Genomic DNA, 24,880 nt, shown 5'->3' with positions numbered 1-24,880 from the left:
TCTGCTCGCCTCTTCCTATACTGCGCGTATCTACACGCTCAAAATAACAAACGTCCGCGGTTCTTCCGCGACGTGGGAGGCGACAATGCGAGTTCTGGTCCTTGGCAGCGGTGTCATCGGTACCGCCAGTGCGTATTACCTGGCCCGTGCCGGGTTCGAGGTGGTGGTGGTCGACCGTCAGGACGGTCCCGCGCTGGAAACCAGCTTCGCCAACGCCGGCCAGGTGTCCCCCGGCTACGCTTCGCCCTGGGCCGCCCCCGGCATCCCGCTGAAGGCCATGAAGTGGCTGCTGGAAAAGCACGCGCCGCTGGCCATCAAGCTCACCTCCGATCCCAGCCAGTACGCCTGGATGCTGCAGATGCTGCGCAACTGCACCGCCGAACGCTACGCGGTGAACAAGGAGCGCATGGTCCGCCTGTCCGAGTACAGCCGCGACTGCCTCGACGAACTGCGCGCCGAGACCGGCATCGCCTATGAGGGCCGCACCCTCGGCACCACCCAGCTGTTCCGCACCCAGGCGCAACTCGACGCCGCCGGCAAGGACATCGCCGTGCTCGAACGCTCCGGCGTGCCCTACGAGGTTCTCGACCGCGACGGCATCGCCCGCGTCGAGCCGGCCCTGGCCAAGGTCGCCGACAAGCTGGTCGGCGCCCTGCGCCTGCCCAACGACCAGACCGGCGACTGCCAGCTGTTCACCACCCGCCTGGCGGAAATGGCCAAGGGCCTGGGCGTGGAGTTCCGCTTCGGCCAGAACATCGAGCGCCTGGACTTCGCTGGCGACCGCATCAATGGCGTGCTGGTCAATGGCGAATTGCTCACCGCCGACCACTACGTGCTGGCGCTGGGCAGCTACTCGCCGCAGCTGCTCAAGCCGCTGGGCATCAAGGCTCCGGTCTATCCGTTGAAGGGTTACTCGCTGACCGTGCCGATCACCAACCCGGAGATGGCGCCGACCTCGACCATCCTCGACGAGACCTACAAGGTGGCGATCACCCGCTTCGACCAGCGCATCCGCGTCGGCGGCATGGCGGAGATCGCCGGCTTCGACCTGTCGCTGAACCCGCGCCGCCGCGAGACCCTGGAAATGATCACCACCGACCTCTATCCCGAGGGCGGCGATATCGGCCAGGCGACCTTCTGGACCGGCCTGCGCCCGGCGACCCCGGATGGCACCCCGATCGTCGGCGCCACCCGCTACCGCAACCTGTTCCTCAATACCGGCCACGGCACCCTGGGTTGGACCATGGCCTGCGGGTCGGGTCGCTACCTGGCCGACCTGATGGCGAAGAAGCGCCCGCAGATCAGCACCGAAGGCCTGGATATTTCCCGCTACAGCAATTCCCCGGAGAACGCCAAGAATGCCCATCCAGCGCCAGCACACTAACGAGCGTATGAGCCAGATCGTCGTCCACAACGGCACCGTCTACCTGGCGGGCCAGGTGGGCGAGGACATGTCCGCCGGCGTCGAACAGCAGACCCGCGAGACCCTGGCGGCCATCGAGCGGCTGCTGGAAGAGGCAGGCACCGACAAGACCCGGATCCTCTCGGTGACCATCTACCTGAAGGACATCGACGCCGACTTCGAAGGCATGAACCGCGTCTGGGACCAATGGCTGCCGCGCGGCGTCGCGCCGGCGCGCGCCACCGTCGAAGCCAAGCTCTGCGAGCCGGAGATCCTGGTGGAGATGTCGGTGGTCGCTGCGCTGCCCTGAGTTTTGTATGGCCCGGCCGGAGAGCCGGGCTTTTTTTCGCCTGATGAAAGGTGCGCGATGCCGCACCGCGCTGAAGAGAGACCCGTCGCCATGCGCCCCGCCCGTGCCCTGATCGACCTGCAAGCCCTTCGTCACAACTATCGCCTGGCCCGCGAGGCCACCGGCGCCCGCGCGCTCGCGGTGATCAAGGCGGACGCCTACGGGCATGGCGCGGTGCGCTGTGCCGAAGCGCTGGCCGGGGAGGCGGATGGCTTCGCCGTGGCCTGCATCGAGGAAGCCCTGGAGTTGCGCGCGGCCGGCATCCGCGAGCCGATTCTGCTGCTGGAAGGGTTCTTCGAGGCCGCCGAACTAGAATTGATCGTCGCCCATGATTTCTGGTGCGTGGTGCATGCCGCCTGGCAACTGGAGGCGATCGAGCGCGCCAGCCTGGCGCGGCTGCTGACCGTCTGGCTGAAGATGGATTCGGGCATGCACCGCGTCGGCTTCTTCCCCGAGGACTTCCGCGCCGCCCACGAGCGCCTGCGGGCCAGCGGCAAGGTGGCGAAGATCGTGATGATGAGCCACTTCTCCCGCGCCGACGAACTGGATTGCCCGCGCACCGATGAACAGCTCGCCGCCTTCGCGGCCGCGAGCCAGGGCCTGGAAGGCGAGATCAGCCTGCGCAACTCGCCGGCCGTGCTCGGTTGGCCGAAGGTGCCCAGCGACTGGGTACGTCCGGGTATCCTGCTCTACGGAGCCACGCCGTTCGAGCGTGCACATCCGCTGGCCGACCGCCTGCGCCCGGTGATGACCCTGGAATCGAAGGTGATCAGCGTCCGCGAGCTGCCGGCCGGCGAACCGGTCGGCTACGGCGCGCGCTACAGCACCGAGCGCAGCCAGCGCATCGGCGTGGTCGCGATGGGCTATGCCGACGGTTATCCGCGCCACGCGCCGGACGGCACCCTGGTGTTCATCGACGGCAAGCCGGGGCGCCTGGTCGGCCGGGTGTCGATGGACATGCTCACCGTCGACCTTACCGACCATCCACAGGCCGGGCTGGGCAGCCGGGTCGAATTGTGGGGGCCGAACGTCCCGGTGGGCGCCCTGGCGGCGCAGTTCGGCAGCATTCCCTACCAGCTGCTGTGCAACCTGAAAAGAGTGCCGCGCGTCTATTCCGGGGCTTGAGAAAAACTTTCCGAATTCTTTGCGCAGGCATGTCGACCGATCTGTTGTAAATACTGAACAGTGTTGCCATGATACGGCCGACTTGGGGTCGCCAGCCGTGTGCGGCCCCGTTTTGCCTTGCCTGCCAGAAGAATAAGGAGGACTCCACCCTTGGACGTCGGTGCTCGTCTGCAAACCATCCGAAAACTCAAAGGTCTTTCCCAGCGCGAACTCGCCAAACGGGCGGGTGTCACCAACAGCACTATCTCGATGATCGAGAAAAACAGCGTGAGTCCTTCCATCAGTTCGCTGAAGAAGGTGCTGGGCGGTATCCCCATGTCCCTGGTGGAGTTCTTCTCCCTGGACCTGGAGCAGGACAGCCATACGCAGGTTGTCTACAAGGCAGACGAACTGATCGACATTTCCAGCGGCGCGGTGTCCATGCGCCTGGTGGGCAAGGCGCACCCCAGCCGGGCGATCGCCTTCCTCGACGAAACCTACCCGCCGGGCTCCGACACCGGCGAGGAAATGCTCAACCACGAGGGCGAGGAGGCCGGCGTGCTGGTCGACGGGCGCCTGGAGCTGATCGTCGGCAGCGAGACCTATGTGCTAGAGCGCGGCGACAGCTACTATTTCGAAAGCAACAAGCCGCACCGTTTTCGCAATCCCTACGACGTGCCGGCACGCTTGATCAGCGCCACCACGCCCGCAAATTTCTGACCTGAAGCACAAGATCCCGCCGGGCCACAAGGGCACCGGCCGACAAGGGGCATGCGGGGCTGCGACCTAATGCCGCAAGGCTTTGCGAGGGTGTGCAATTGTTTCTGCCGGGCTTTCTTTGCCGTTATACTTGCGCCCGCCCGCGCGGCCCGCAGTGATCGGTATCGTGCCCGGGTGTGATAAGCCACGATGAGGGTGTAAGGGTGAACCTGATTAAAAAAATGCTGGCGGCCCAAGCTGCCGTGTTGGCCCTGTGGGCTGTAAGCGCTCAGGCTACGACCACTGACGATGCGATCGCCAAGCGCCTCGAGCCGGTAGGCAAGGTCTGCGTACAAGGCAAGGAATGCGAAGGCGTCGGCGCCGTCGCGGCGGCTGCCGGTGGCGGCGGCGCGCGTTCCGGCGAAGACATCGTCGGCAAGACCTGCAACACCTGCCACGGCACCGGCCTGCTGGGCGCGCCGAAAGTCGGCGACAAGGCCGAGTGGGGCAAGCGCGCGAAGGAACAGGGTGGTCTCGACGGCCTGCTGGCCAAGGCGATTTCCGGTATCAACGCCATGCCGCCGAAAGGCACCTGCGCCGACTGCTCGGACGACGAGCTGAAGGCCGCGATCAAGCACATGTCCGGCCTGTAAACGCGCCGAAGCCTGTGTTGAAAAGCCGCCTTCCGGCGGCTTTTTCGTATCCGCGGGGCGGTTTTTTTTCGCTGGCGGAGCATCCCGCCGGCAAACAGGGTCCAAACTTCCGGCTACCCATTCGCCGGAGGGCAACGTCTTGACCCGAACCTGTTCCATCGACGCCGCGGTCGATCACCTGCTGCAGACCATCGAGGGGCCGATCCGCCTGGGCCTGCCCCTCGGGCTGGGCAAGCCCAACCGGCTGGTCAATGCGCTCTACCAACGCCTGCGCACCTTGCCGGAACGCCAGCTCACGCTATACACGGCGCTTTCCCTGGGGCGTCCCGCCGCCGGTGGCGACCTGCAGCGGCGCTTCCTCGAACCGTTCGCCGAACGGGTCTTCGCCGACTACCCGGAGCTGGACTACCTGCACGCCCTGCGCCGCGACGAACTGCCGGCGAACATCCGCGTCGAGGAGTTCTACCTGCAGCCCGGCAGCCTGCTGGACAGCGCGCCGGCGCAGCAGCACTACATCAGTTGCAACTACAGCCACGTCGCCCGCGATATCAACGCCAAGGGCGTCAACGCCGTGGCCCAGCTGGTGGCGCGGCATCCCGAACGACCGGGCAAGCTGAGCCTGGCCTGCAATCCGGACATCACCCTGGACCTGCTGCCGATGCTGGAGAAGCGTCGCGCCGCCGGCGAGGCCATCGTCGCCATCGGCGTGGTCCACGATGACCTGCCCTACCTGCCGGGCGACGCCGAGGTCGACGAATCGACCTTCGACCTGCTGCTCGACGCGCCGGCGGAACGCAGCCGGCTGTTCTCTACGCCGAACATGCCGGTCAACCTGCAGGATCACTGCATCGGCCTGCATGCCAGCGCCCTGGTGCGCGACGGCGGCACCCTGCAGGTCGGCATCGGTTCGATGGGCGACGCGCTGACCGCCGCGCTGCTGCTGCGCCAGCGCGACAATGCCACCTACCGGGCGTTGATCGACGAGTTGGGTGTGCGTGCGCGCTGGGCCGAGACGGTCGAGCGCGACGGTGGCCTGGAGCCGTTCCGCCGGGGACTCTACGGTTGCAGCGAGATGTTCGTGCCGGGTCTGCTGGCGCTGGCAGAGGCTGGCGTGTTGGGCCGCCGGGTCTACCCCGACGAAGCGCGACAGCGTGCCGCCGAGCGCGGCGAGGCGCCGGAGGAGGGCGGGGTGTGGCTGCACGGCGGCTTCTTCCTCGGCCCCCTGGCGTTCTACCAGCGCCTGCGCGAGATGTCGCTGGAAGAGCGCGCCGGGATCGGCATGACCGGCATCGGCTTCGTCAACAACCTGTACCGCCAGGAAGAGCTGAAGCGCCTGCAGCGGCGCGACGCGCGCTTCATCAACAGCGCCTTCACCGTGACCCTGCTCGGCGCCGGGGTCGCCGACCAGCTGGAGGACGGCCGGGTGCTCAGTGGCGTCGGTGGCCAGTACAACTTCGTCGCCCAGGCCCACGAGCTGGAGGGCGCACGTTCGATCCTGATGCTGCGCAGCTGGCGCGAATCCGGCGGGGAAGTCAGTTCGAACATCGTCTGGCAGTACGCCCACACCACCATCCCGCGGCACCTGCGCGACATGGTGGTGACCGAGTATGGGATCGCCGACCTGCGCGGCAAGAATGACGCGGAAGTGATCGCCGCGCTGCTGGCCATCGCCGACTCGCGCTTCCAGCAGGCGCTGGCCGAGCAGGCCCAGGCGGCCGGCAAGCTGCCGAAGGATTTCGTCCTGCCCGAACGCTATCGCAACAATACCCCGGAGCGCCTGCAGGCCTTGCACCAGGCCCACGCAGCGGCGCTGCCGGAGTTTCCCCTGGGCAGCGATTTCGACGAGGTCGAGCAGGACCTGCTGCGGGCGCTGGGTTGGCTCAAGCGCAAGCTGAAGCTGAGCGAGATCCTCGAACTGGGCAAGGCCACTCTCGATGCGCCGGAGCCAGAAGCCTACCCGGCGCATCTGCGGCGCATGGACCTGGACGATCCGCAGGGGCTTCGCGAGGAACTCTACCAGCGCCTGCTGCTGGCCGGCCTGCGAGCCAGCCAGGAAGAGCGGGGCTGAGTGGCGCTCAGTCGAGGAACTCGACCTGGCCGCCGGCCAGCGATTTCACCCGGGCCAGGGACTCGACCCGGTAGCCTTCGCTTTCCAGCAGGGCGCGGCCATCCTGGAAGGATTTCTCGATGACGATGCCGAGCCCGGCGATGCTCGCGCCGGCCTGGCCGATCAGGTCGATCAGCGCCTTGGCGGCATGGCCGTTGGCGAGGAAGTCGTCGATCACCAGCACGTGGTCGTGGGCGTTCAGGTGCTTGGCCGAGATGGCGATGGTGCTCTCGGTCTGCTTGGTGAAGGAGAACACCTTGGAGATGTACAGGTTGTCCTTCAGGGTCAGCGACTGGTACTTGCGGGCGAAGATCACCGGCACGCCCAGCTCCAGGCCGGCCATGACCGCCGGGGCGATGCCGGAAGCCTCGATGGTGACGATCTTGGTGATGCCCTGGTCGCGGAAGCGCGTGGCGAACGCGTGACCGACCTGCTGCATCAACTGCGGGTCGATCTGGTGGTTGAGAAAGGCGTCGACCTTGAGTACGTGCTCGGAAAGGACGATGCCTTCCGAACGGATTTTGTCTTTGAGAGTGTCCACGGGTGGCTTCCTGCGAAGCGGCTGTCGCTGATGAAGCGCGGCATTGTACCGTCAGCCGGCGCCGCGCGCGACGTCCTCTCGGACGAGCGAACATGATCGAATGGTCAGGAATCCGCCCGAACCCGGCGCGGCCCCGTGGCGGACGGGCCGCGCCTTTGCCGGCTCACTTCAGCAGATTGTTCACAAGCAGCGTCTCGACGTCCTTGAAGCGCCCGCTGAGCACGGCCTTGGCGGCGTACAGGGCGGTATCGGCGACCTGGCCGAACTCGATCTTCGGCGGCATCACCAGTTCCGCAGGGTTGGTATGCACGTCCAGCAACGCCGGACCGGGCTGGGCGAGGAAGTCGCGGACCGCCGCCTCGAGATCCTCGCAGCGGGTCACCTTGCGCCCGTGGAAGCCGATCACCTCGGCGAGACGGGCGAAGTCCGGGTTGAGCAGGTCGGTGTAGTTGTCCAGCAGGCCCTCGACCTTCTGCTCCAGCTCGACGAAGTTCAGCGAGGCGTTGTTCAGCACCACCACCTTGATCGGCAGCTTCTCCTGGATGGCCGTGAGCAGGTCGCCGAGCAGCATGGCCAGGCCGCCATCGCCGGAGATCGAGATCACCTGGCGCTCGGGGTAGGCCTTCTTCAATCCCAGCGCCTGGGGCATGGCGTTGGCCATGGTGCCGTGGACCAGGCTGGTGAGGGTGCGGCGCTTGCCGTTGCTGTGGATGTGACGCAGCAGCCAGACCATCGCCGAGCCGCCGTCGGCGGTGAACAGCGCATCGTCGTCAGCGTGCTGGTCGAGCAGGGCGACCAGGTGCTGCGGATGGATCAGCTCGCCCTTGCCGGGTTGCTCCTCTTTCTCCAGGGTCTGCAGCGAGCGTTCGCGGTGCTTCAGGCATTCGTCGAGGAAGTCGCGTTCCTGGCGGGCTTCGAGCAGCGGCAGGAGCGCCTCGAGGGTGGGGATCACGTCGCCGACCACGCCGAGGTCGATGGGATGGCGCCGGCCGAGGTGGCTGCCGTCGCGGTCGACCTGGATCAGGGTGGCCTTCTGCGGGTAGAACTGCGCCCAGGCGAAGTCGGCGCCGAGCAACAGCAGGGTGTCGCACTCGGTCATCATGTGGAAGCCCGACTCGATCCCGAGCATGCCGGTCATGCCCATGTTGAAGGGGTTGTCGTACTCGACGAAGTCCTTGGCCCGCGAAGTGTGCGCGATGGGCGCCTTGAGCCGGTCGGCGAGGGCCACCAGCAGGTCGTGGGCGCCCTGGCAGCCGGAGCCGGCGTAGATGCCGATCTTCTTGCCGTGGGCGAGCAGCCGGGCGACGTCCTGCAGTTCGGCGTCGCTGGGGCGCAGCACCGGTTGCGGGAAGTGCACCGAGAACGGCGGATCGTCCTTCACCGTGGCCTGGCTGATGTCCGCTGGCAGGATCACTACCGCCACGCCGCGCCGGTTGAGCGCCGCCTGGCAGGCCAGGGCTACCACCCGGCGCGCCTGCTCCGGGCTGTGCACCTGTTCGCAGAACACCGAGCAACTGGAATAGATCGCCTTGAAGTCGACTTCCTGGGGGAACTCCATGCCCAGCTGCGGGGTGACGATCTGGCTGGCGATCAGCACCATCGGCGCGCGGTTGCGCTGGGCCTCGTAGACGCCGTTGATGAAGTGCAGGCTGCCTGGTCCGCAGGAGCCGGCGCAGGCGGTCAGGCGACCGCTGACATAGGACTCGGCGCCGGCGGCGAAGGCCGCGGCTTCCTCGTGGCGGACATGCACCCACTGGATCTGGCTGCGATGGATGGCGTCGGTGACATGGTTGAGAGTGTCTCCGACGATGCCATAGCAATGGCGGATGCCGGCGGCTTCCAGGGTTTCCACGACGATCTCGGCGACTTTCTTGCTCGACATGAAGCTGTCCTCGAATGGAATTCGTTAGCTAGCTAATTTTGGTCGCGAGCGGAGCGGCAAAAGTTCCTCGCCCGAGGCCAGGCATCGGGCAAGACACTTTTGTGAAAATCGAGACAGTCGAGGTGCGGCGGGCTCAGCGCTTGAGCATGGCGCGGATGTCGGCGAGGGCGGCGTTGCCCTTGGCCGCCTTGACCTCCTGCGGGGCGTCTTCCAGGCCTTCCCATTCGAGGTCTTCGGGGGGCAGCTCGTCGAGGAAGCGGCTCGGCGAGCAGTCGATGATCTCGCCGTACTGCTTGCGCTTGGCGGCGAAGGTCATCGCCAGGTTCTGTCGCGCGCGGGTGATGCCGACGTAGGCCAGGCGGCGCTCTTCCTCCACCGTGTCGGCCTCGATGCTGGAGCGGTGGGGCAGGATCTCTTCCTCCATGCCCATGATGAACACGTAGGGGAATTCCAGCCCCTTCGAAGCATGCAGGGTCATCATCTGCACGCCCTCGGCACCTTCCTCTTCTTCCTGCTGGCGCTCCAGCATGTCGCGCAGGACCAGCTTGGCGATGGCCTGCTCGATGGTCATGTCGCCTTCCTCGTCGCGCTCGAGGGTGTTCTTCAGTGCCTCGATGAGGAACCAGACGTTGCTCATGCGGAATTCGGCGACCTTGTCGCTGGAGGCGTTCTGCCGCAGCCAGTTCTCGTAGTCGATGTCCATCACCATGCTGCGCAGCACGGCGATGGGTTCGTTCTCCGCGCACTGCCGGCGGATCCCGTCCATCCAGCGCTTGAAGCGCTGCAGGCGTTCGTGGAAGCGGCTGTCGAGGTGCTCGGCCAGGCCCATCTCGTCGCAGGCGGCGTACATCGAGATGTTGCGCTGGGTGGCGTAGTTGCCGAGTTTCTCCAGGGTCGCCGAACCGATTTCCCGGCGCGGCACGTTGATCACCCGGAGGAAGGCGTTGTCGTCGTCGGGGTTCACCAGCAGGCGGAAGTAGGACATCAGGTCCTTCACTTCCTGGCGGCCGAAGAAGCTGGTGCCGCCGGACAGCCGGTAGGGAATCTGGTGGTGCTGGAGCTTCAGCTCCATCAGCTTGGCCTGGTGGTTGCCCCGGTAGAGGATGGCGAACTCGCTGTAGGGCCGCTCGGTGCGCAGGTGCAGGGTGAGGATTTCCATGGCGATGCGCTCGGCCTCGGCGTCCTCGTTGCGGCAGCGGATCACCCGGATCGGGTCGCCGTGGCCCATCTCGCTCCACAGCTGCTTCTCGAACACGTGCGGGTTGTTGGCGATGAGGACGTTCGCGCACTTGAGGATGCGGCTGGTGGAGCGGTAGTTCTGCTCCAGCATGACCACCTTGAGCGAGGGGAAGTCTTCCTTCAGCTGCATCAGGTTTTCCGGACGCGCGCCACGCCAGGCGTAGATCGACTGGTCGTCGTCGCCGACCACGGTGAACTGCGCGCGGTCCTTCACCAGCAGCTTGACCAGCAGGTACTGGCTGGCGTTGGTGTCCTGGTATTCGTCCACCAGCATGTAGCGCACCCTGTTCTGCCATTTCTGGAGAATGTCCGGGTGTTCCTGGAACAGCTTCACCGGTTGCAGGATCAGGTCGTCGAAGTCCACCGCGTTGTAGGCGCGCAGGGTGCGCTGGTAGTGCAGGTAGACGATCGCTGCGGTCTGCTCCCTGGGGTTGCGCGCTTTTTCCAGCGCTTCCTCGGGAAGGATCAGGTCGTTCTTCCAGGCGCCGATGTAGTTCTTGATCTCGTCGACGCCGTCGTCCCCGGAATACTCCTTCTGCATGATGTCGGTCAGCAGCGCCTTGATGTCCGACTCGTCGAAGATCGAGAAGCCGGGCTTGTAGCCGAGCCGCTCATGCTCCTTGCGGATGATGTTCAGGCCGAGGTTGTGGAAGGTCGAGACGGTCAGGCCCCTGCCTTCGCCGCCGCGCAGCAGGCTGCCGACGCGCTCCTTCATTTCCCGCGCGGCCTTGTTGGTGAAGGTCACCGCGACGATGTACTGGGCGCGGATGCCGCACTGCTGGACGAGGTAGGCGATCTTGCGGGTGATCACGCTGGTCTTGCCGGAGCCGGCGCCAGCCAGGACCAGCAGGGGACCGCCGACGTAGTTCACGGCTTCTTGCTGCCGGGGATTGAGTCGGGACATAGGAGCGGGCCGGAAGAGAGGGTCGAAGCGGGCGCGTATTCTAACAGGCTGGCTGGCATCGGGGAGAATTAGCGTGCAAGCTGTGACCGATCCCGAGATCGTCCATGCCATTTTGCTGTAGATTCCCTACCGCATTAGGATGATGCCGTTCGTTCTTTACGAAGATTCTTAAACTTTTGGAGGTTGCTTGTCAGCGCCCGCAGAACCCTTGCGCCTGCTCCTTCTGGCGGATACGCCAGATTGGGCGCCACTGCTAGGTGAACGCCTGAGAGCGTTGGGGCCTGCCTTTTCGCTGAGTGTCGTCAGCACCTGGGAGGGCGCCGCGACCCTGTTCGCCGCCGAGCCCCAGGGCCTGCTGCTGGCCACCCCCGCCTGCCTGCCGCTGGGCATTCCCTGCCCCTGGCCGGTGATCCTGCTGCTGCCACGCGAGCCGACGCAGGCGCCGGCCGGCGTGGTCGACTGGCTGGCCGCCGAGCAACTCTCCGAAGACGGCCTGCGCCGCTGCCTGCGCTACGCCCGCGAGCGCATGGGCCTGCAGGCGACCCTGCAACTGCTCGCCGAACAGGACCCGCTGACCGGCATCGCCAACCGCCAGGGCTTCCAGACCCTGCTCGCGGCGCGCCTGAGCGAATTCGACGGGCGTGGCCTGGTGCTCGGCCACCTCGACCTGGACAACTTCCGCCATGTCAACGACGCCCTTGGCCACCAGGGTGGCGACCGCCTGATCCTGCAGGTGGTCAACCGCCTGCGTGGCTTCATGGAGAACGGCGACCGCCTGGCGCGCCTGGGCAGCGACGAGTTCGCCCTGCTGCTGGACACCCGTCGCGATCCGCAGCGTGCCGAGCGGATCGCCGAACGGATCGTCGAGTGCCTCGGTGAGCCCTATTGGGTCGACGGCGAAAGCATCCTTCTGGGCTGCAGCCTGGGGCTTGCCCACGCCCGCGCCGACGAGGGCGCCGACCCGCTGATGTGGCACGCGCACATCGCCATGCAGCAGGCCAAGAGCCGCCAGGGCTGCACTTTCCATGTCTTCGACGAGCGGATCAATCGCGGCGTGCGCAGCCTCGCCGACCTCGAGGCCGAACTGCGCCGCGCCCTGCGCCGCGACGAGCTGGAGCTGCATTACCAACCGCGCCTGTGCCTGGACAGCGGGCGCATCGTCGGCCTGGAAGCGCTGGTACGCTGGCGCCACGGCGAGCGCGGCCTGCTCACGCCCAGCGATTTCGTGCCGCTGGCCGAGGAGAGCGGGCTGATCGTGCCGCTCGGCTACTGGGTCATCGCCCGCGCCCTGCGCGACATGCAGTGGCTCAATGGCCGCGGCCTGGCGCCATTGCACATGGCGGTGAACCTGTCGTTCCGCCAGTTTCAGGACAGCCAGCTGCTGCCGACCCTGCAACGGCTGATCGAGGAGCACGGCGTGGACGCGCGCTGGCTCGAATTCGAACTGACCGAGACCGCCGTGATGCGCCGCAGCGACCAGGTCCTGCAGACCATGCAGGCGCTCGGCCGGCTGGGCGTGCGCTTTTCGCTGGACGACTTCGGCACCGGTTTCTCCTCTTTCGTCCATCTCAACAGCCTGCCGATCACCCTGCTGAAGATCGACCGCAGCTTCGTCGGTGGCATGGACCTGCGCGCGGAGAACTTCCAGTTGGTGCGGGCAATGATCAACCTGGCGCACAACCTCAACCTGGAGGTGGTCGCCGAGGGCGTGGAGACCCTGCGCCAGCAGGAGCAACTGCGTGACTTCGGCTGCGACCAGGTGCAGGGCTACTGGATCAGCCGGCCGCTGCCGCTGGCCGAGCTGGCACGCTTCCTCGAGCCCGGCGAGCGGCCGGGCCGCGAGATGCCGCTCAGCAGTTGAGCGCCGTCGCCTCCTGTGCGGAGGTCCCGGGCAGCAGGCGCGCGGTCTTCCATTCGAAGGCCAGGGTCAGGCCGATGGCCGCGCAGGCCAGTCCGCCGGCCAGTCCCCACCAGACGCCCTGGGGGCCCCAGCCGGCGGTAAACGCCAGCAGGCAGGCCAGCGGCACGCCGACCAGCCAGTAGCATGCCAGGCCGACCAGGAAAGTGGTGCGGGCGTCCTTGAGACCGCGGATCGCACCCATGGCGATGTTCTGGGTGCCGTCGAACAACTCGAACCAGGCGGCGATCGCCAGCAGCGAGACGGCCATCGCGGTCACCTCGCGGTTGACCGGGTCGGCATGGTCGAGGAACAGGCCGATGATGGTCTCCGGCATCCACCAGAACACCCCGGCGAAGCCCAGCATGCACAGCGCGCCGAAACCGATGCCGACGCGCCCGGCACGGCGCGCCTCGAGCAGGCGGCCGGCGCCGAAGTGCTGGCCGATGCGGTAGGTGGTGGCGTAGGACAGCCCCACCGGGACCATGAAGGCCACATACACCGCCTGGATGGCGATCTGGTGCGCGGCCAGGGCGTGGTTGCCGAGGATGCCCATGCACAGGGTGGCGACGGTGAACATCCCCGACTCGACCGCGTAGGTACCGCCGATGGGCAGGCCCAGGCGGAGGATCTCCGCGATCGTCGCCCGCTGCGGGCGTCCCAGCCCGCGCAGCAACGGATAGGCGGCGTAGGCCGGTTGCCGGCGGATGTACAGGGCCAGCAGCAGCGGCATGCCGTTCATGACCAGGGCGGTGACCAGGCCGATGCCGCCCAGGCCCAGGCGCGGCAGGCCGAACAGGCCTTCGATGAAGGAATGATTGAGGGCCAGGTTGGCCAGCGCGCCGAGCACGCTGATCGCCATCACCGGTCCGGCGCGGTCGATGGCGCCGGTGAAGCCGCGCAGGACCATGAAGGCCATGTAGCCGGGCAGGGCGAAGACCAGGCTGCGCAGGAACTGCATGGCGCCGTCCACCGCCTGTGGCGCCTGGCCGAAGGCCAGCAGCAGCGGCCCCAGGTTCCACAGCAGCAGGCCGGCAGCCAGGGCCAGCGTGGCACCGACCCAGAGGCCGGCACGGGTGACCGCCGCGACGCCGGCGGGATCGGCGCTGCCCTGGCGGATCGCCGCCAGGTTGCCGACCGCCGCCACCACGCCGACGCAGAAGGTCGAGACGAAGGCATAGCTGACCGCGCCCAGGCCGCCGGCGGCCAGCGCGTCGGGGCCGAGCCTGCCCATCATCACGGTATCGGTGAAGACCATGGCGACGTAGGCCAACTGGGCGGCGATCAGCGGCCCGGCCAGGCGCAGGATGGCTTTCAGTTCGACGAGCGAAAGTGGTGACATGGATGAGTACGAATCAGGTCAAGAGGGTTGCCGGCGCTACCCGTCGGCAGGGAGAATACGGCCATTCTCGGTGTGGCTGGCCGTCCTGCGCAAAAGGAAAAAACAGATGCCAGCCATGAGTCGAACTCATGGATAAAGGTTGCCGCATGTCTCGTCGCCTGCCGCCGCTGTATGCCCTGCGTGCCTTCGAGGCCGCCGCCCGGCATGCCTCCTTCACCCGCGCCGCCGAGGAGCTGGCGATCACCCAGAGCGCGGTGAGCCGGCATATCCGCACCCTGGAGGAGCATTTCGGCTGCCTCCTGTTCGAACGTCGCGGACGCCAACTCTTCCCGACCGAGCCGGCGCGGCTGCTGTTGCCGGGACTGAGCGACGGTTTCGGCGCGCTGGAGCGGGCCTGCACCGCCCTGCGCGTGGACGATGCCACCCTGCGCCTGAAGGCGCCCTCGACCCTGACCATGCGCTGGCTGCTGCCGCGGCTGAGTCGCTTCCGCCATCTCAATCCGGATATCGAGGTGCAGCTCACCAGCGCCTGGATGGATGTGGATACGGTGGACTTCCAGCACGAGCCCTTCGACTGCGCGGTATTGCTGGGTAGCGGCCAGTTCAGCGCGGAATGGGAAACGGCGCCGCTGTTCGCCGAGTGGCTGGTGCCGGTCTGCGATCCCGCCGAGGCCGTCGAACCCTGGACCCTCCAGCGCCTGCGCCACAGCGAGTTGCTGCATCCCACGCCGGATCGCCGCGACTGGCGGCGCTGGCTGCAACGAACCGGGCTGGAGGACGAGGTGTCGCTCAAGGGCGGCCAGGTGTTCGATACCCTGGAACTGGGCATCGTCGCCGCCGCGCGCGGCTACGGGGTTTCCATCGGCGACCTGGTGATGGTGGCCGAGGACGTCGCCCTGGGCCGCATCGGCCTGCCCTGGCCGACCGCGGTGGCCAGCGGCGAGAGCTACCACATGGTGTGGCCACGGGCGCGCAGCGGGCAGGAGCGTTTCCAGCGGTTGCGCGATTTCCTTCGCGCGGAGGTGGCGGCGATGCGTCTGCCGGTGGTGGAACTGCTCGACCGGGACCTGGCGGTCAGTTGTATTCCAGCACGTAGGTCAGGACGGCGTCGGCCTTGCCCGCCTTGATCTCGCTCTCGGTCGCAACGTACTTCGCCTTGCCGGCGAAGCCGTAGATCTCGGCATCGGGCGCGCTGTCCCGCCAGGCCAGCGGCAACGCCCGCTCCTTGGCGAAGGGCAGGGCCACGCCCCTGTCATTCTTCAACTCGATGCCTACCCCCCGGGCCACGCCCGCCTGGCCGTCGCCGCTCAGGCGCAGCAGGCCGTCGCGCACGGCGTTGCCTTCGAAGTAGATCTTCACCGGCGGCTTGGTGGTGGAGTTCATGCCCTCGCAACGGATGGTCAGCGAGAACGTGTGTTCTTCCACCTGCCCCTGCTTGACCAGGGCGGCGTAAGGATGGCCCATGTCGACGGTGGGGTCGGAGGAGGGATTGTGGCAACTGGTGAAATAGATGTTCTGGGTCAGCGTGGTCTTCAACTGAGTGCCGAGGATGGCAACGTTGACACGGCCGGCGTTGTCGCTGCGGAAGTGACTGGTGGTCACATCGAACGGAGGAATGGCGCCGCGGCCGACTTCCATTCCGGTACGGATGAACTCCACTAGCGTTATGTGGGGAAACTCGGCGTCGTTCAGCGAGGCCGTGGTCCTGTATTCGAAGGGGGGGACCATATATGCGGACCAGACTGAACCGCCCCACCTGGGCTTGAAGCGGATGCGAATGCCGACACCCTTGACCCCGCTTTCATAGAGGCCCTGGGCCGAGTCTATCGGCTTGAGACTGGTGGTGAGAGGGCCCATGCCGAAGGTCATGGTTTCTCCCGGAGGACATCTCCAAATGGCCTGGGTCGTGGATAGGAATTCATGGGACGCCAATACTCCGCCGATCGGAACGGCCTTGAGGGCAGTGGTGGCAGGCAGGGCTCGTATATATGACGGATCCGTCGGGCCGGGGCCCTGCAGCATGGGACAGATTCCCAGAGCCTGCCCGGCCCAGCCTGATACCAGGGCGGCCAGGGTAATTCGGCCGAGCCAAGGGACTGTACTTGGAGGTTGTTTCATGGAGCTATTCACTATGACTCGAGATTCGGTAAGGGAATCTAAAGAGCGCGCTTTTTCGCCTCAATCAGGCTGTTCCTATGTCGCTCTGAGATATTTCCTAATTCATGTGGGATTTTTCTTACTTAAAAGCTGTTGATGTCTGTCGGGAGCGTCTGTCTCCGGAATGTCGTCCCGGAACATTGCTTGGCGCGAACACGACGCCCCGAGTCGCCGCCGTCGCTGCACGATCCGCCCGCCTGCGCTAGGGTCGTTGCTCGCCGTCCGCCGGGAGTGCGGGCGGCGGAGCCTATCCTTTCATCGCCCATAGGGACCCGCCATGACCTTCGCCAAGGGAATACTCGCCGCGCTGGCGCTCGTCGGTGTCGCCAGCCAGGCTTGCGCCACCGAACTGGAGCACTGGCCGGCGCCCGCCGCCAGGCAACTGAACGCACTGATCGAGGCCAACGCGAACAAGGGCGCCTACGCCGTGTTCGACATGGACAACACCAGCTACCGCTACGACCTGGAGGAGTCGCTGCTGCCCTACCTGGAGATGAAGGGCGTGCTGACCCGCGACAGGCTCGACCCGTCGCTGAAGCTGATCCCGTTCAAGGACCGGGCCGGGCACAAGGAGAGCCTGTTCAGCTACTACTACCGGCTCTGCGAGATCGACGACATGGTCTGCTATCCCTGGGTCGCCCAGGTGTTCTCCGGTTTCACCCTGCGCGAGCTGAAAGGCTACGTCGACGAACTGATGGCCCATGGCAAGCCGATCCCGGCCACCTACTACGACGGCGACAAGCTGGCGCGGCTCGATGTCCAGCCGCCACGCGTGTTCAGTGGCCAGCGCGAGCTGTACAACAAGCTGATGGAGAACGGCATCGAGGTCTATGTGATCAGCGCCGCCCACGAGGAACTGGTGCGGATGGTCGCGGCCGACCCGAAGTACGGCTACAACCTCAAGCCGGAAAACGTCATCGGCGTCACCACCCTACTGAAGAACCGCAAGACCGGCGAACTGACCACCGCGCGCAAGCAGATCGCCGAAGGCAAGTACGATCCGAAGGCCAACCTCGACCTCGAGGTCACCCCTTACCTGTGGACCCCGGCGACCTGGATGGCCGGCAAGCAGGCGGCCATCCTCACCTACATCGACCGCTGGAAGCGGCCGATCCTGGTTGCCGGGGATACACCGGACAGCGACGGCTACATGCTGTTCAACGGTACCGCGGAAAACGGCGTGCACCTGTGGATCAACCGCAAGGCCAGGTACATGGACCAGCTAGACGGCATGATCAGAGAGCATTCCGCCGCCCAGGCCAGGGCCGGCCTGCCGGTGACGGCGGACAAGAACTGGGTGGTCGTCGCCCCGGAACAGATCCAGTAGACCTGTAGAGCGGCGGCCGGCGAGCGCCGCCGGCCTCCCCCATTCAGCGCACCACGTGCAGGAAGTGCATGTGCCGCTCGTACTGGTCGAGGATGTCGCCGATCACGCCGTCGCGGCTCCAGCCCATGATGTCGTAGTCCTGGCCGCCCTCCTGCAGGTGGACCTCGGCGCGGAAGTACTTGCGCGCCTCGCTGCTGTCCTCGGTATCGCGCATCACGAAGCTCGGCGTGGTGAAGGCGCGCGGACGGACCTCGTAGATGAAGTCGACCTCGCCACCGTGGCTGACTTCCAGGCGCACCCGGCCGTCCTCGCCATCCTGCACCTGGACTTCGTAGCCCTGCTTGCGCAGTTCGCTGGCGACGTCTTCGCAGGCCGGTCGCGCCACTTCGGAAATGAAGCGGTTGACGTGGCTGCGCCGCGGGAACATGGCGATGTTGCGCAGGCGCCGCTGCCAACCGTCCGTCTCGCCCGCGGCGCCGCGCGTGGTGGGACGGGAGAAGGTCAGCGCCTGGTAGCGGATGCCGCGCTTGGTGGCGTCCAGGTGCAGGGCCTTGAACAGCCCCCAGATCGACGCCAGGAGCACGATGGAGAACGGCAGGGCGCTGGCGATGGTGGCGGTCTGCAGGGCCTTGAGGCCGTCGGCGAGCAGCAGGGCGATGGCCACCACGCCCATCAGCACCGACCAGAATATCCGCTGCCAGAGCGGCGAGTGGTCCTTGCCGCTGGAGGCCAGCATGTCCACCACCAGGGCGCCGGAGTCGGCCGAGGTGACGAAGAACACCACCACCATCAGCACCGCGATCATCGAGATGACGCTGCCCAGCGGGAAATGCTCGAGGAAGGCGAACAGCGCCAGCGAACTGTCCTGGTTGACCACCTCGGCGAGCTGGGTGAAGCCATCCTGGAGGATCATGTGGATCGCGGTGTCGCCGAACACGGTCATCCACAGCAGGGTGAAGCCGGCGGGAACGAACAGCACGCCGCAGACGAACTCGCGGATCGTCCGGCCGCGCGAGATGCGCGCGATGAACAGGCCGACGAAGGGCGACCAGGACAGCCACCAGCCCCAGTACAGCAGGGTCCAGCCGCCGATCCAGTCGGTGGGCTCGTAGGCGTACAGGTTGAAGGTCTTGTTGACGATGTCCGACAGGTAGGCGCCGGTGTTCTGCACGTAGGTCTGCAGGAGGAACACGGTGGGCCCGAGGACCAGCACGAACAGCAGCAATACCACCGCCAGGCTCAGGTTCAGCTCGGAAAGGATACGGATGCCGCGGTCCAGGCCGCTGGCCACCGAGAGGGTGGCGAGGCCGCAGGTGGCGGCGATCAGCGCGATCTGCACGGTCTGGTTCACCGGCCAGCCGAACAGGTGGTGGAAACCGCTGTTGATCTGCAGCACGCCGTAGCCGAGGGAGGTGGCGACGCCGAACACGGTGCCGATGATCGCGAAGATATCCACCGCATGGCCGATGGGGCCGTAGATACGTTCGCCGATCAACGGGTAGAGCGCCGAGCGCAGGGTCAGCGGCAGGCCGTGGCGGTAGCTGAAGAAGGCCAGGATCAGCGCGACGATGGCGTAGATCGCCCAGGCATGCAGGCCCCAGTGGAAGAAGGTCAGCTTCATCGCTTCCTTCGCCGCCTGCACGGTGTTCGGCTCGCCCACCGGCGGCGTGGTGAAGTGCATCACCGGCTCGGCGACGCCGAAGAACATCAGGCCGATGCCCATGCCGGCGGAAAACAGCATGGCGAACCAGGTGGTGTTGCGGTAGTCGGGCCGGCTGTGATCGGGGCCGAGCTTGATGTCGCCGTAGCGACTCACGGCGAGGAACACCACGCTGATCAGGATCAGCGCCACGGCGAGGACGTAGAACCAGCTGGCGTTGGTGATGATCCACTGCTGGACGTGGTTGAACAGCGATTGCGCTTCTTCCTGGAGCAGGACGGTGAACAGCACCAGGGCCAGGATCAGGGCGGCGGAGGTAAAGAAAACCGGAGGGTTCAGGGTGCTCCGGGGTGCGGTGGGTGTCTCCATATACGCTAGCTCTCCTTGTGATCGGATTGCCCGCCGAAGGCGGAAGACGAAACAGCCTAACACATTCTGATAGCTAATCTGATTCGAGCGGACAGGATCGATAGTTTTGATGAATTGCCAGGGCCTCAACCTGACGCTGACGGCCGGTATTGCAGGGCTTCCGCGAGGTGCTGGCGCTCGATGTGCTGCCTTTCGTCCAGATCGGCCAGCGTCCGGGCTACCTTGAGTATGCGATGCAAGGCGCGCAAGGAAAGTTCCAGGCGCTCTCCGGCAGCCTCCAGCCAGCGACGGTCCGCTTCGGCGAGCGCACAGTTGCGGTGCATGCCCAGCAGGTCGAGGTGGGCGTTGGCACAGCCCTGGCGGGCCAGTTGCCGTTGCCGTGCGGCGCCGACCCGCTCGCTGACCTCGCGGGTGGTGGTTTCGCCGCGGCCCGGCTGCAGGCTGGTGCTTTCGCGGAGCACGCTGACGTGCAGGTCGATGCGCTCGAGCAGCGGTCCGGAGAGCTTGCCGCGATAGCGCTGGACCTGCTCCGGGGTGCAGCGGCAGCGGCCGCTGGGATCGCCGAGGTAGCCGCAGGGACAGGGGTTCATCTGGAGCTTTTGTTAGCAAGCCCTGTTGAGGGAAATAGAACCGTCGTGGAGCATGCGCCCGAAACTCAGCTGCTAGAGAGCAAAAATGGCTAGGCACGCACGCTCCACCAAGGGAAAAGCTTCATCAGGGAAAAAGAAGTCTGGGCTAGAACTGAAGGTCAGGAACGATGGCCGCCAGTCAGGATGTACGGTCGTCAGCTTTGACTTCCTGACTGATTGGTTGGGTGAGGATGCAGAAGACTTTTTGAAAGGCATTTCGCGCTTCTCTAGACGCTACACAAGTGCGGCCCCTACATACGCTATACGGCGTATTCTCCAGTATTGGGCAATGATGCATAGAAAGAGAGGCTGGAAAAAACCTAAGGACACAGATGCGAATAACTTCAAACTTCAACTATCTGAGCTTCGGAGAAGCTTTTATACCGATGAGACAGAAAAAGGGTTGGCCCTCATAACGACCTCAAATAAGTGGATGTCTTTCGTAAGGCTAATTGAGGTTCTAGTAGTTGCAGAAGTTATCCCAAAGATCACTATAGGTGCATACGTTCGAGCTCCAGGAAAATCAGAAATAATAACTGAAAGGCAATCAGTGGTTGATGGTGCCGCGGTTGTTTCGGTACCAAAATCATTTAGACCGGATAAGAACTCATACAATGACGATCTTTTTGAGTCAATATCTCTAACTGCTTCTGATGAAAAGTACCTGACCGAGTACACTGCTAGAATAAATCGTGTGCTGGATACAATTAAGTCGTGCGCGCTAGAAGACTTTAATCTACTAAAATCGAAACAGGCAGAGGGAGATGCGCTGATAAAGAATACCGGCTGTGGTTATCTGACGGATATGAAAGAGAACCCTTGGCTTATGAGGTATTTTGATTTTTCCACTAGGCGCCATTACTTTGAGGCAGACGGTGGACATCCTAACTTGCTTGGAAACCTACTTTCTGTTGTTCATCATGAGATGGGGGGGATCCCTAAGCCTCATCGAAAATTCAAGTCGAGTGACAGAAGGCCGGTATCGAACAGCGGAAATTCTCATTGGCAATATGTTGCTAGATACGGAAAGAATAAGCTCATCCCGTATTTAGGATTAATGAATAGCGAGGCTGCGGCAGTTTGCATGCTCTTGATAATGATAGAGCACCCAAGGTTCAATTCGACTTCATTGTACAGAGCTAAAATTGAAGATGCGGATGGATTCGCAATCCTCCTGTCGTCTGCTGATGGAAATAATTTGCGCCTTACGGTTAAAAAGCCGAGAGCTAGGGAGCAGAAATCAGAAGTATTGAGTGACTTGGCGAGAGACGTTATTTCGAAAGTAATGGAGTGGACTGCCCCTATCCGGGAAGAGTTGAGAAAGCAGGGGCGAAACGAGGAGGCCTCAAACCTTTGGGTGGGAATAAGCTCTTTGAACTATGACTTGAAGTCCTTTTCTGAGAAGGCGTTGGTAGGAGCGCTTTATATGAATCCAATTTGGCGTTCGACAGGTAAGGAAGAGTTTAGTACAAGGGCGTGTTCATTTGTAGATAGACACCCGGTACTCATGCCGTGGAGAGATAAGATCAACTTTAAGGCAATTCGTGTCAATGTGGGTGTGGCAACATATCTTAATACGGATGGCGACTTGGTTGCTACAGCTAAAGCATTTGGCCACAAGCACATTAGAACCACTATTAATAATTATATTCCGCTTGCGCTGCAGCGTGCAATTTTTGAGCGGCAGATCCGTAGGCATCAGAATCTACTAATTACTTCAGCGATGAATGAAGAAAGCGAAATGCTGAAGATATCGGACTTTAGAACAGTGGAGCAATTACATGAGTTTCTTAAGTCCATCGATAATTATTTGTTTGAAAGTGAGTTGGAAGCGCAAAGAAGGGAAACATCCGAAAAGATAACCATTGATATTGCCACCTTGTCCAGGCTCGTCATATCTAATGATCCTGAAGCGCTTGCGGTTGCAATGCTTTATCGGGATGCTCTCGACAAAGCAACCCCAACCTTCCTAAATAGGCCAGACAGTCTTACTGGAGTCACGCCAAAATTTTGGATGGACTTCATTGACGCAGTTATGGCACCTCTTCCGTTGTCAATGAGCGATTTAAGTAATCTTGTTAAGAAGGCGCTTTTGAAGAAAGAAGCGATGTCGGCTATGGTTGTCCTACCAGAGGTGGGGTGATGAGTCGACACAAATTACCGATCGGGGTCATTGACTTTTTTGAGCGAACAACTAGAAAAATAAATCATATATACAGACCTGCATGGCTTCTTAATGAGTTGGAAAGTTCTACATGGATCGTAGACTCAGGGGTGGTTGTTCGGAATGTAGACGGCACCCTTAAAGGTGGCGTTCGTCTAAATTGGGACAGGCTTTTGCCAAGCGGAAGCTTCACAAGCCCTGTTTATGCGGTTCCTTTGGAACAGGCAAAAATGATAGTGGTGTGCGCCTATGATGGAGCTCTTAAAGTCGCTAGATCGTTAAGAGGCATTCTTCACTTTCATCTATATCTGTTGTGGCTAGCTGAGTTTCTTGCTGTTCGATATGGAGACAAGTTTTCTGAAGAGGGTTTTTCTATTTTTGGGGTGGATGACGTAGTTGAGTTTCTTGGAGCGGCAGAGGTAGGAGGTGTTAGTGGAACAGCGGCTTTCATACAACGCTGGGAAGATTATCTATCAAATTCCAAGGATGGAATTGAGCCAATACCACTTTCCGAGCATCTGGGAAAACTAGGAGCACTGGATGGTGACGGTAATCTAAATCTGCGCTTCGCTGCGGCTGCTTTGGGGGTTGACTACAAGCGGTTATCTCAATCTACCGAGTTCAGAAGATACTTGACGCATGGGTTTGATTGTGAGGCTGGAGGTAAGTCCAGCGAGAGCGGGGTATCAAGAGCCACAACTGCTCTGTCAAATTGGATGGTTAATTTCTGTGAGCTGCTATCCTCTCTGCCTATTCAATCGCATGTAGAGATAGGTAATCCTTACTTAATATCGGATATTGTGCGGCCTTTCCGCATCGGAGGAAACGGTAGAACAAGAACTTTGCCTCTTTCTACGGGAAGAAGACTTATGTTCGGTTGCGGCAAATGGATGATTGATACGTATCCGGTGCTCAGCTATTACTGCAATGAAATTATTCCTCTTTCACGATCGATAATGAATGAGTCGAATGTTTCAGTATTTACGGCGTTATCCATATCAGAAGAAACTGTTCCGATACCAGATGGACTGGTCTCTGCTTTTGATGTTTACAGACGAATGCAGGTGGATCCTCTTATCTCTGAGGCAAAAATTAGAACTCAGTTTCCATTCTCGATTTTCTTGTTGAGGCTTCATACGGCTGTCTGCTTCTGCTTGATCGGTGTCCTGACTAGTTGTCGCAGAAGTGAGCTGGTTGATCTGGATGGAAGCGCTAGCTATGAGGTTGACGGTAGATTCTATCTTTCTGTTTTACTGAGGAAAACTGGGTTTGATAATATTCGTGAACCGATGGAAAAGCCGGTTCCGCGCCTTGTTTATGAGTGTTTATTATCTTTGAATGCGCTAAAAGAACTTTGGCAAATCATAGTGCCTTCAAGTGATGTTTTATTTAAGTCGCAGGCGTTTTTTAAAGTTAACGTCAGAGGTGCCTATCCACTAAGTGTGGCTGATGCTTATGTTTTTCTAAAGGAACTTAGTGAGTTCCTAAAACTGGTTGATAACTCGGGAGAACGATGGGTGGTGCTCCCACACCAACTTCGCCGCTATTTTGCTGTGACATTTTTTCACTTCGGAGGATTGGAGAATTCCTTGCCGGCGCTTTCTTGGTTTATGGGGCATGAAGATGTTGGGGAAACCTGGCGCTACATTAAAGAAAGCTTAACAGGAAAAGAACTCAGTGCATCCGAAGCTGCTTTGGCTACTTCTGCAGTTTGCTCAGATGATCAATCTCATGGCGTGCAGCAACTCAGGAATATCCTTGTTAAGCATTTCGGCACTGAAAAAATCAACGTCATGCATGAGGATGAGTTAAGAGATTACCTAGAGTTACTGTCGGAAAAAGGTGTATACACCGCTACCCCGATTCAGATTAATGTTGGAAAAAGAAAGAGGTATACGGTAGCAATTTCAGTTAGGGAGGGTGCCGATGCCTCGACTTGGTAAAGGCCAAATTGCACCAAGCATCAAAGTGCTATCTGAAGCTGCCGCTAGGAGTGCTGCTTGTAGAATCTCTGAGTTTGACAGAATTAGAACATCTCCTTCCCCTTCTAAGAGTGAGTTATCAGCTTTCATCTCTGTTTCAAAACTAGCTGCTTGGGATGATGAGTCTCTTGGAATTACCCCTTTAAGTCATAAAACGTTACGAAAATATGTGAATGGGCTGTATGAAGGTGGACTCTCCCAGCTTCTACGTGATGCTGCTTTGGTCATTGGTGATACCCGAAAGCTGATTCGAAAAAAGCCTTCTGATGATGTTGATGCTTGGAGGTTAAGTTCTCAGTTAGCGGTAGATGCTGCGCTAGACATGAGCGCTAGATACTTGGATCTGCTTGAACGGCTGAAGAGATTATCGTTGCGGTCAGATATAGCAGAGTCTGAGTTACAGCGGCATTATCGGCGATATGAGAAAAATCCGCACATTAAGGTTGTGAAATGACTTCAGTTGGTCGGCTTTG

Annotated in this window: 18 protein-coding genes and 1 pseudogene; 12 read left to right on the top strand and 7 right to left on the bottom strand. The window is 62.2% G+C overall.

What is annotated here, in order from left to right; genetic code table 11:
* The first annotated feature begins 85 nt into the window (after positions 1–85).
* The 6 genes from dadA (at position 86) to PSPA7_RS28975 (ending at position 6,275) form a co-directional block, all read left to right on the top strand.
* Positions 86–1,384, top strand: coding sequence for a D-amino acid dehydrogenase (gene dadA, locus PSPA7_RS29000; RefSeq protein WP_012077922.1), 1,299 nt, complete (start codon positions 86–88; stop codon positions 1,382–1,384).
* On the top strand, positions 1,359–1,712 hold the full coding sequence (locus PSPA7_RS28995; protein WP_003098273.1) for a RidA family protein: 354 nt from the start codon (positions 1,359–1,361) through the stop codon (positions 1,710–1,712). The genes dadA and PSPA7_RS28995 overlap by 26 nt, the downstream gene beginning before the upstream one ends.
* A 90-nt stretch (positions 1,713–1,802) precedes the next feature.
* Positions 1,803–2,876, top strand: a complete 1,074-nt coding sequence (alr, locus tag PSPA7_RS28990) for an alanine racemase (RefSeq protein WP_041025435.1) — start codon at positions 1,803–1,805, stop codon at positions 2,874–2,876.
* Between the two features lie 150 nt (positions 2,877–3,026).
* Positions 3,027–3,575, top strand: a complete 549-nt coding sequence (locus PSPA7_RS28985; protein WP_003155686.1) for a cupin domain-containing protein — start codon at positions 3,027–3,029, stop codon at positions 3,573–3,575.
* A gap of 203 nt (positions 3,576–3,778) precedes the next feature.
* Positions 3,779–4,207: a c-type cytochrome gene (locus tag PSPA7_RS28980; protein WP_003096511.1), complete on the top strand. Its 429-nt coding sequence runs from the start codon at positions 3,779–3,781 to the stop codon at positions 4,205–4,207.
* A gap of 208 nt (positions 4,208–4,415) precedes the next feature.
* Complete coding sequence (locus tag PSPA7_RS28975; RefSeq protein ID WP_079262258.1) at positions 4,416–6,275, top strand: acetyl-CoA hydrolase/transferase C-terminal domain-containing protein; 1,860 nt, start codon at positions 4,416–4,418, stop codon at positions 6,273–6,275.
* A 7-nt stretch (positions 6,276–6,282) separates the two neighbouring features.
* Here the strand turns inward: PSPA7_RS28975 and PSPA7_RS28970 are convergent, their stop codons facing one another.
* From PSPA7_RS28970 to rep, 3 genes are all read right to left on the bottom strand, one after another.
* Complete coding sequence (locus PSPA7_RS28970) at positions 6,283–6,855, bottom strand: xanthine phosphoribosyltransferase (RefSeq protein WP_012077919.1); 573 nt, start codon at positions 6,853–6,855, stop codon at positions 6,283–6,285.
* A 163-nt stretch (positions 6,856–7,018) separates the two neighbouring features.
* Positions 7,019–8,737, bottom strand: a complete 1,719-nt coding sequence (locus PSPA7_RS28965; RefSeq protein ID WP_003155690.1) for a thiamine pyrophosphate-dependent enzyme — start codon at positions 8,735–8,737, stop codon at positions 7,019–7,021.
* A 133-nt stretch (positions 8,738–8,870) separates the two neighbouring features.
* A complete protein-coding gene (gene rep, locus PSPA7_RS28960) occupies positions 8,871–10,880 on the bottom strand; it encodes a DNA helicase Rep (RefSeq protein WP_003155692.1) in 2,010 nt (669 codons plus the stop codon).
* A gap of 187 nt (positions 10,881–11,067) precedes the next feature.
* Here rep and PSPA7_RS28955 point away from each other — a divergent pair, with 187 nt between their 5' ends.
* Positions 11,068–12,741 carry a putative bifunctional diguanylate cyclase/phosphodiesterase gene (locus PSPA7_RS28955; protein ID WP_033997355.1) on the top strand — a complete coding sequence of 558 codons (1,674 nt, stop codon included), beginning with the start codon at positions 11,068–11,070 and terminating at the stop codon, positions 12,739–12,741.
* On the opposite strand, the gene PSPA7_RS28950 is transcribed toward PSPA7_RS28955, so the two are convergent.
* The gene (locus PSPA7_RS28950) at positions 12,731–14,119 is read right to left on the bottom strand and encodes a NorM family multidrug efflux MATE transporter (RefSeq protein WP_012077916.1); all 1,389 of its coding nucleotides are present in this window, start codon (positions 14,117–14,119) and stop codon (positions 12,731–12,733) included. The two genes, PSPA7_RS28955 and PSPA7_RS28950, sit on opposite strands and share 11 nt — an antisense overlap.
* 146 nt (positions 14,120–14,265) lie before the next feature.
* Here PSPA7_RS28950 and PSPA7_RS28945 point away from each other — a divergent pair, with 146 nt between their 5' ends.
* Positions 14,266–15,246 (top strand): LysR substrate-binding domain-containing protein, encoded by a 981-nt coding sequence (locus tag PSPA7_RS28945; protein ID WP_012077914.1) that lies wholly within the window; start codon positions 14,266–14,268, stop codon positions 15,244–15,246.
* On the opposite strand, the gene PSPA7_RS32290 is transcribed toward PSPA7_RS28945, so the two are convergent.
* Positions 15,194–16,141 carry a fimbrial protein gene (locus tag PSPA7_RS32290; RefSeq protein WP_374214370.1) on the bottom strand — a complete coding sequence of 316 codons (948 nt, stop codon included), beginning with the start codon at positions 16,139–16,141 and terminating at the stop codon, positions 15,194–15,196. The two genes, PSPA7_RS28945 and PSPA7_RS32290, sit on opposite strands and share 53 nt — an antisense overlap.
* Before the next feature lie 412 nt (positions 16,142–16,553).
* Between PSPA7_RS32290 and PSPA7_RS28935 the strand changes: the two genes are divergently transcribed.
* Positions 16,554–17,603: an HAD family hydrolase gene (locus PSPA7_RS28935; RefSeq protein WP_003152384.1), complete on the top strand. Its 1,050-nt coding sequence runs from the start codon at positions 16,554–16,556 to the stop codon at positions 17,601–17,603.
* A 43-nt stretch (positions 17,604–17,646) separates the two neighbouring features.
* Here the strand turns inward: PSPA7_RS28935 and betT are convergent, their stop codons facing one another.
* Both betT and PSPA7_RS28925 read right to left on the bottom strand, forming a co-directional pair.
* A complete protein-coding gene (gene betT / locus PSPA7_RS28930; RefSeq protein WP_012077913.1) occupies positions 17,647–19,632 on the bottom strand; it encodes a choline BCCT transporter BetT in 1,986 nt (661 codons plus the stop codon).
* Between the two features lie 125 nt (positions 19,633–19,757).
* Positions 19,758–20,222, bottom strand: a pseudogene (locus PSPA7_RS28925) (magnesium chelatase subunit ChlI family protein); the annotation flags it as partial.
* A gap of 85 nt (positions 20,223–20,307) precedes the next feature.
* Between PSPA7_RS28925 and PSPA7_RS28920 the strand changes: the two are divergent.
* The 3 genes from PSPA7_RS28920 to PSPA7_RS32285 are packed head-to-tail and all read left to right on the top strand — an operon-like array spanning position 20,308 to position 24,861.
* Positions 20,308–22,404 (top strand): hypothetical protein, encoded by a 2,097-nt coding sequence (locus tag PSPA7_RS28920; protein ID WP_012077911.1) that lies wholly within the window; start codon positions 20,308–20,310, stop codon positions 22,402–22,404.
* Positions 22,404–24,368, top strand: coding sequence for a site-specific integrase (locus PSPA7_RS31740; protein WP_010794470.1), 1,965 nt, complete (start codon positions 22,404–22,406; stop codon positions 24,366–24,368). Before PSPA7_RS28920 ends, PSPA7_RS31740 begins: the two co-directional genes overlap by 1 nt.
* Positions 24,352–24,861: a hypothetical protein gene (locus tag PSPA7_RS32285; RefSeq protein WP_124083333.1), complete on the top strand. Its 510-nt coding sequence runs from the start codon at positions 24,352–24,354 to the stop codon at positions 24,859–24,861. Before PSPA7_RS31740 ends, PSPA7_RS32285 begins: the two co-directional genes overlap by 17 nt.
* The last annotated feature ends 19 nt before the right edge of the window (positions 24,862–24,880 follow it).

The sequence above is a fragment of the Pseudomonas paraeruginosa PA7 genome, from assembly GCF_000017205.1.
In the GTDB taxonomy this organism is placed as follows: domain Bacteria; phylum Pseudomonadota; class Gammaproteobacteria; order Pseudomonadales; family Pseudomonadaceae; genus Pseudomonas; species Pseudomonas paraeruginosa.
Note: the sequence above shows the minus strand (reverse complement) of the source record. Positions and strands in the feature narration are given on the sequence as shown.

What these genes read in the sequence shown, in the direction of transcription:
- dadA (WP_012077922.1), top strand. Translation starts at nt 86, where the DNA reads ATGCGAGTTCTGGTCCTTGGCAGCGGTGTCATCGGTACCGCCAGTGCG.
- PSPA7_RS32290 (WP_374214370.1), bottom strand. Translation starts at nt 16,141, where the DNA reads ATGCTGCAGGGCCCCGGCCCGACGGATCCGTCATATATACGAGCCCTG.
- PSPA7_RS28945 (WP_012077914.1), top strand. Translation starts at nt 14,266, where the DNA reads ATGTCTCGTCGCCTGCCGCCGCTGTATGCCCTGCGTGCCTTCGAGGCC.
- PSPA7_RS28950 (WP_012077916.1), bottom strand. Translation starts at nt 14,119, where the DNA reads ATGTCACCACTTTCGCTCGTCGAACTGAAAGCCATCCTGCGCCTGGCC.
- PSPA7_RS31740 (WP_010794470.1), top strand. Translation starts at nt 22,404, where the DNA reads ATGAGTCGACACAAATTACCGATCGGGGTCATTGACTTTTTTGAGCGA.
- alr (WP_041025435.1), top strand. Translation starts at nt 1,803, where the DNA reads ATGCGCCCCGCCCGTGCCCTGATCGACCTGCAAGCCCTTCGTCACAAC.
- PSPA7_RS28920 (WP_012077911.1), top strand. Translation starts at nt 20,308, where the DNA reads ATGGCTAGGCACGCACGCTCCACCAAGGGAAAAGCTTCATCAGGGAAA.
- PSPA7_RS32285 (WP_124083333.1), top strand. Translation starts at nt 24,352, where the DNA reads ATGCCTCGACTTGGTAAAGGCCAAATTGCACCAAGCATCAAAGTGCTA.
- PSPA7_RS28965 (WP_003155690.1), bottom strand. Translation starts at nt 8,737, where the DNA reads ATGTCGAGCAAGAAAGTCGCCGAGATCGTCGTGGAAACCCTGGAAGCC.
- rep (WP_003155692.1), bottom strand. Translation starts at nt 10,880, where the DNA reads ATGTCCCGACTCAATCCCCGGCAGCAAGAAGCCGTGAACTACGTCGGC.
- betT (WP_012077913.1), bottom strand. Translation starts at nt 19,632, where the DNA reads ATGGAGACACCCACCGCACCCCGGAGCACCCTGAACCCTCCGGTTTTC.
- PSPA7_RS28935 (WP_003152384.1), top strand. Translation starts at nt 16,554, where the DNA reads ATGACCTTCGCCAAGGGAATACTCGCCGCGCTGGCGCTCGTCGGTGTC.
- PSPA7_RS28995 (WP_003098273.1), top strand. Translation starts at nt 1,359, where the DNA reads ATGCCCATCCAGCGCCAGCACACTAACGAGCGTATGAGCCAGATCGTC.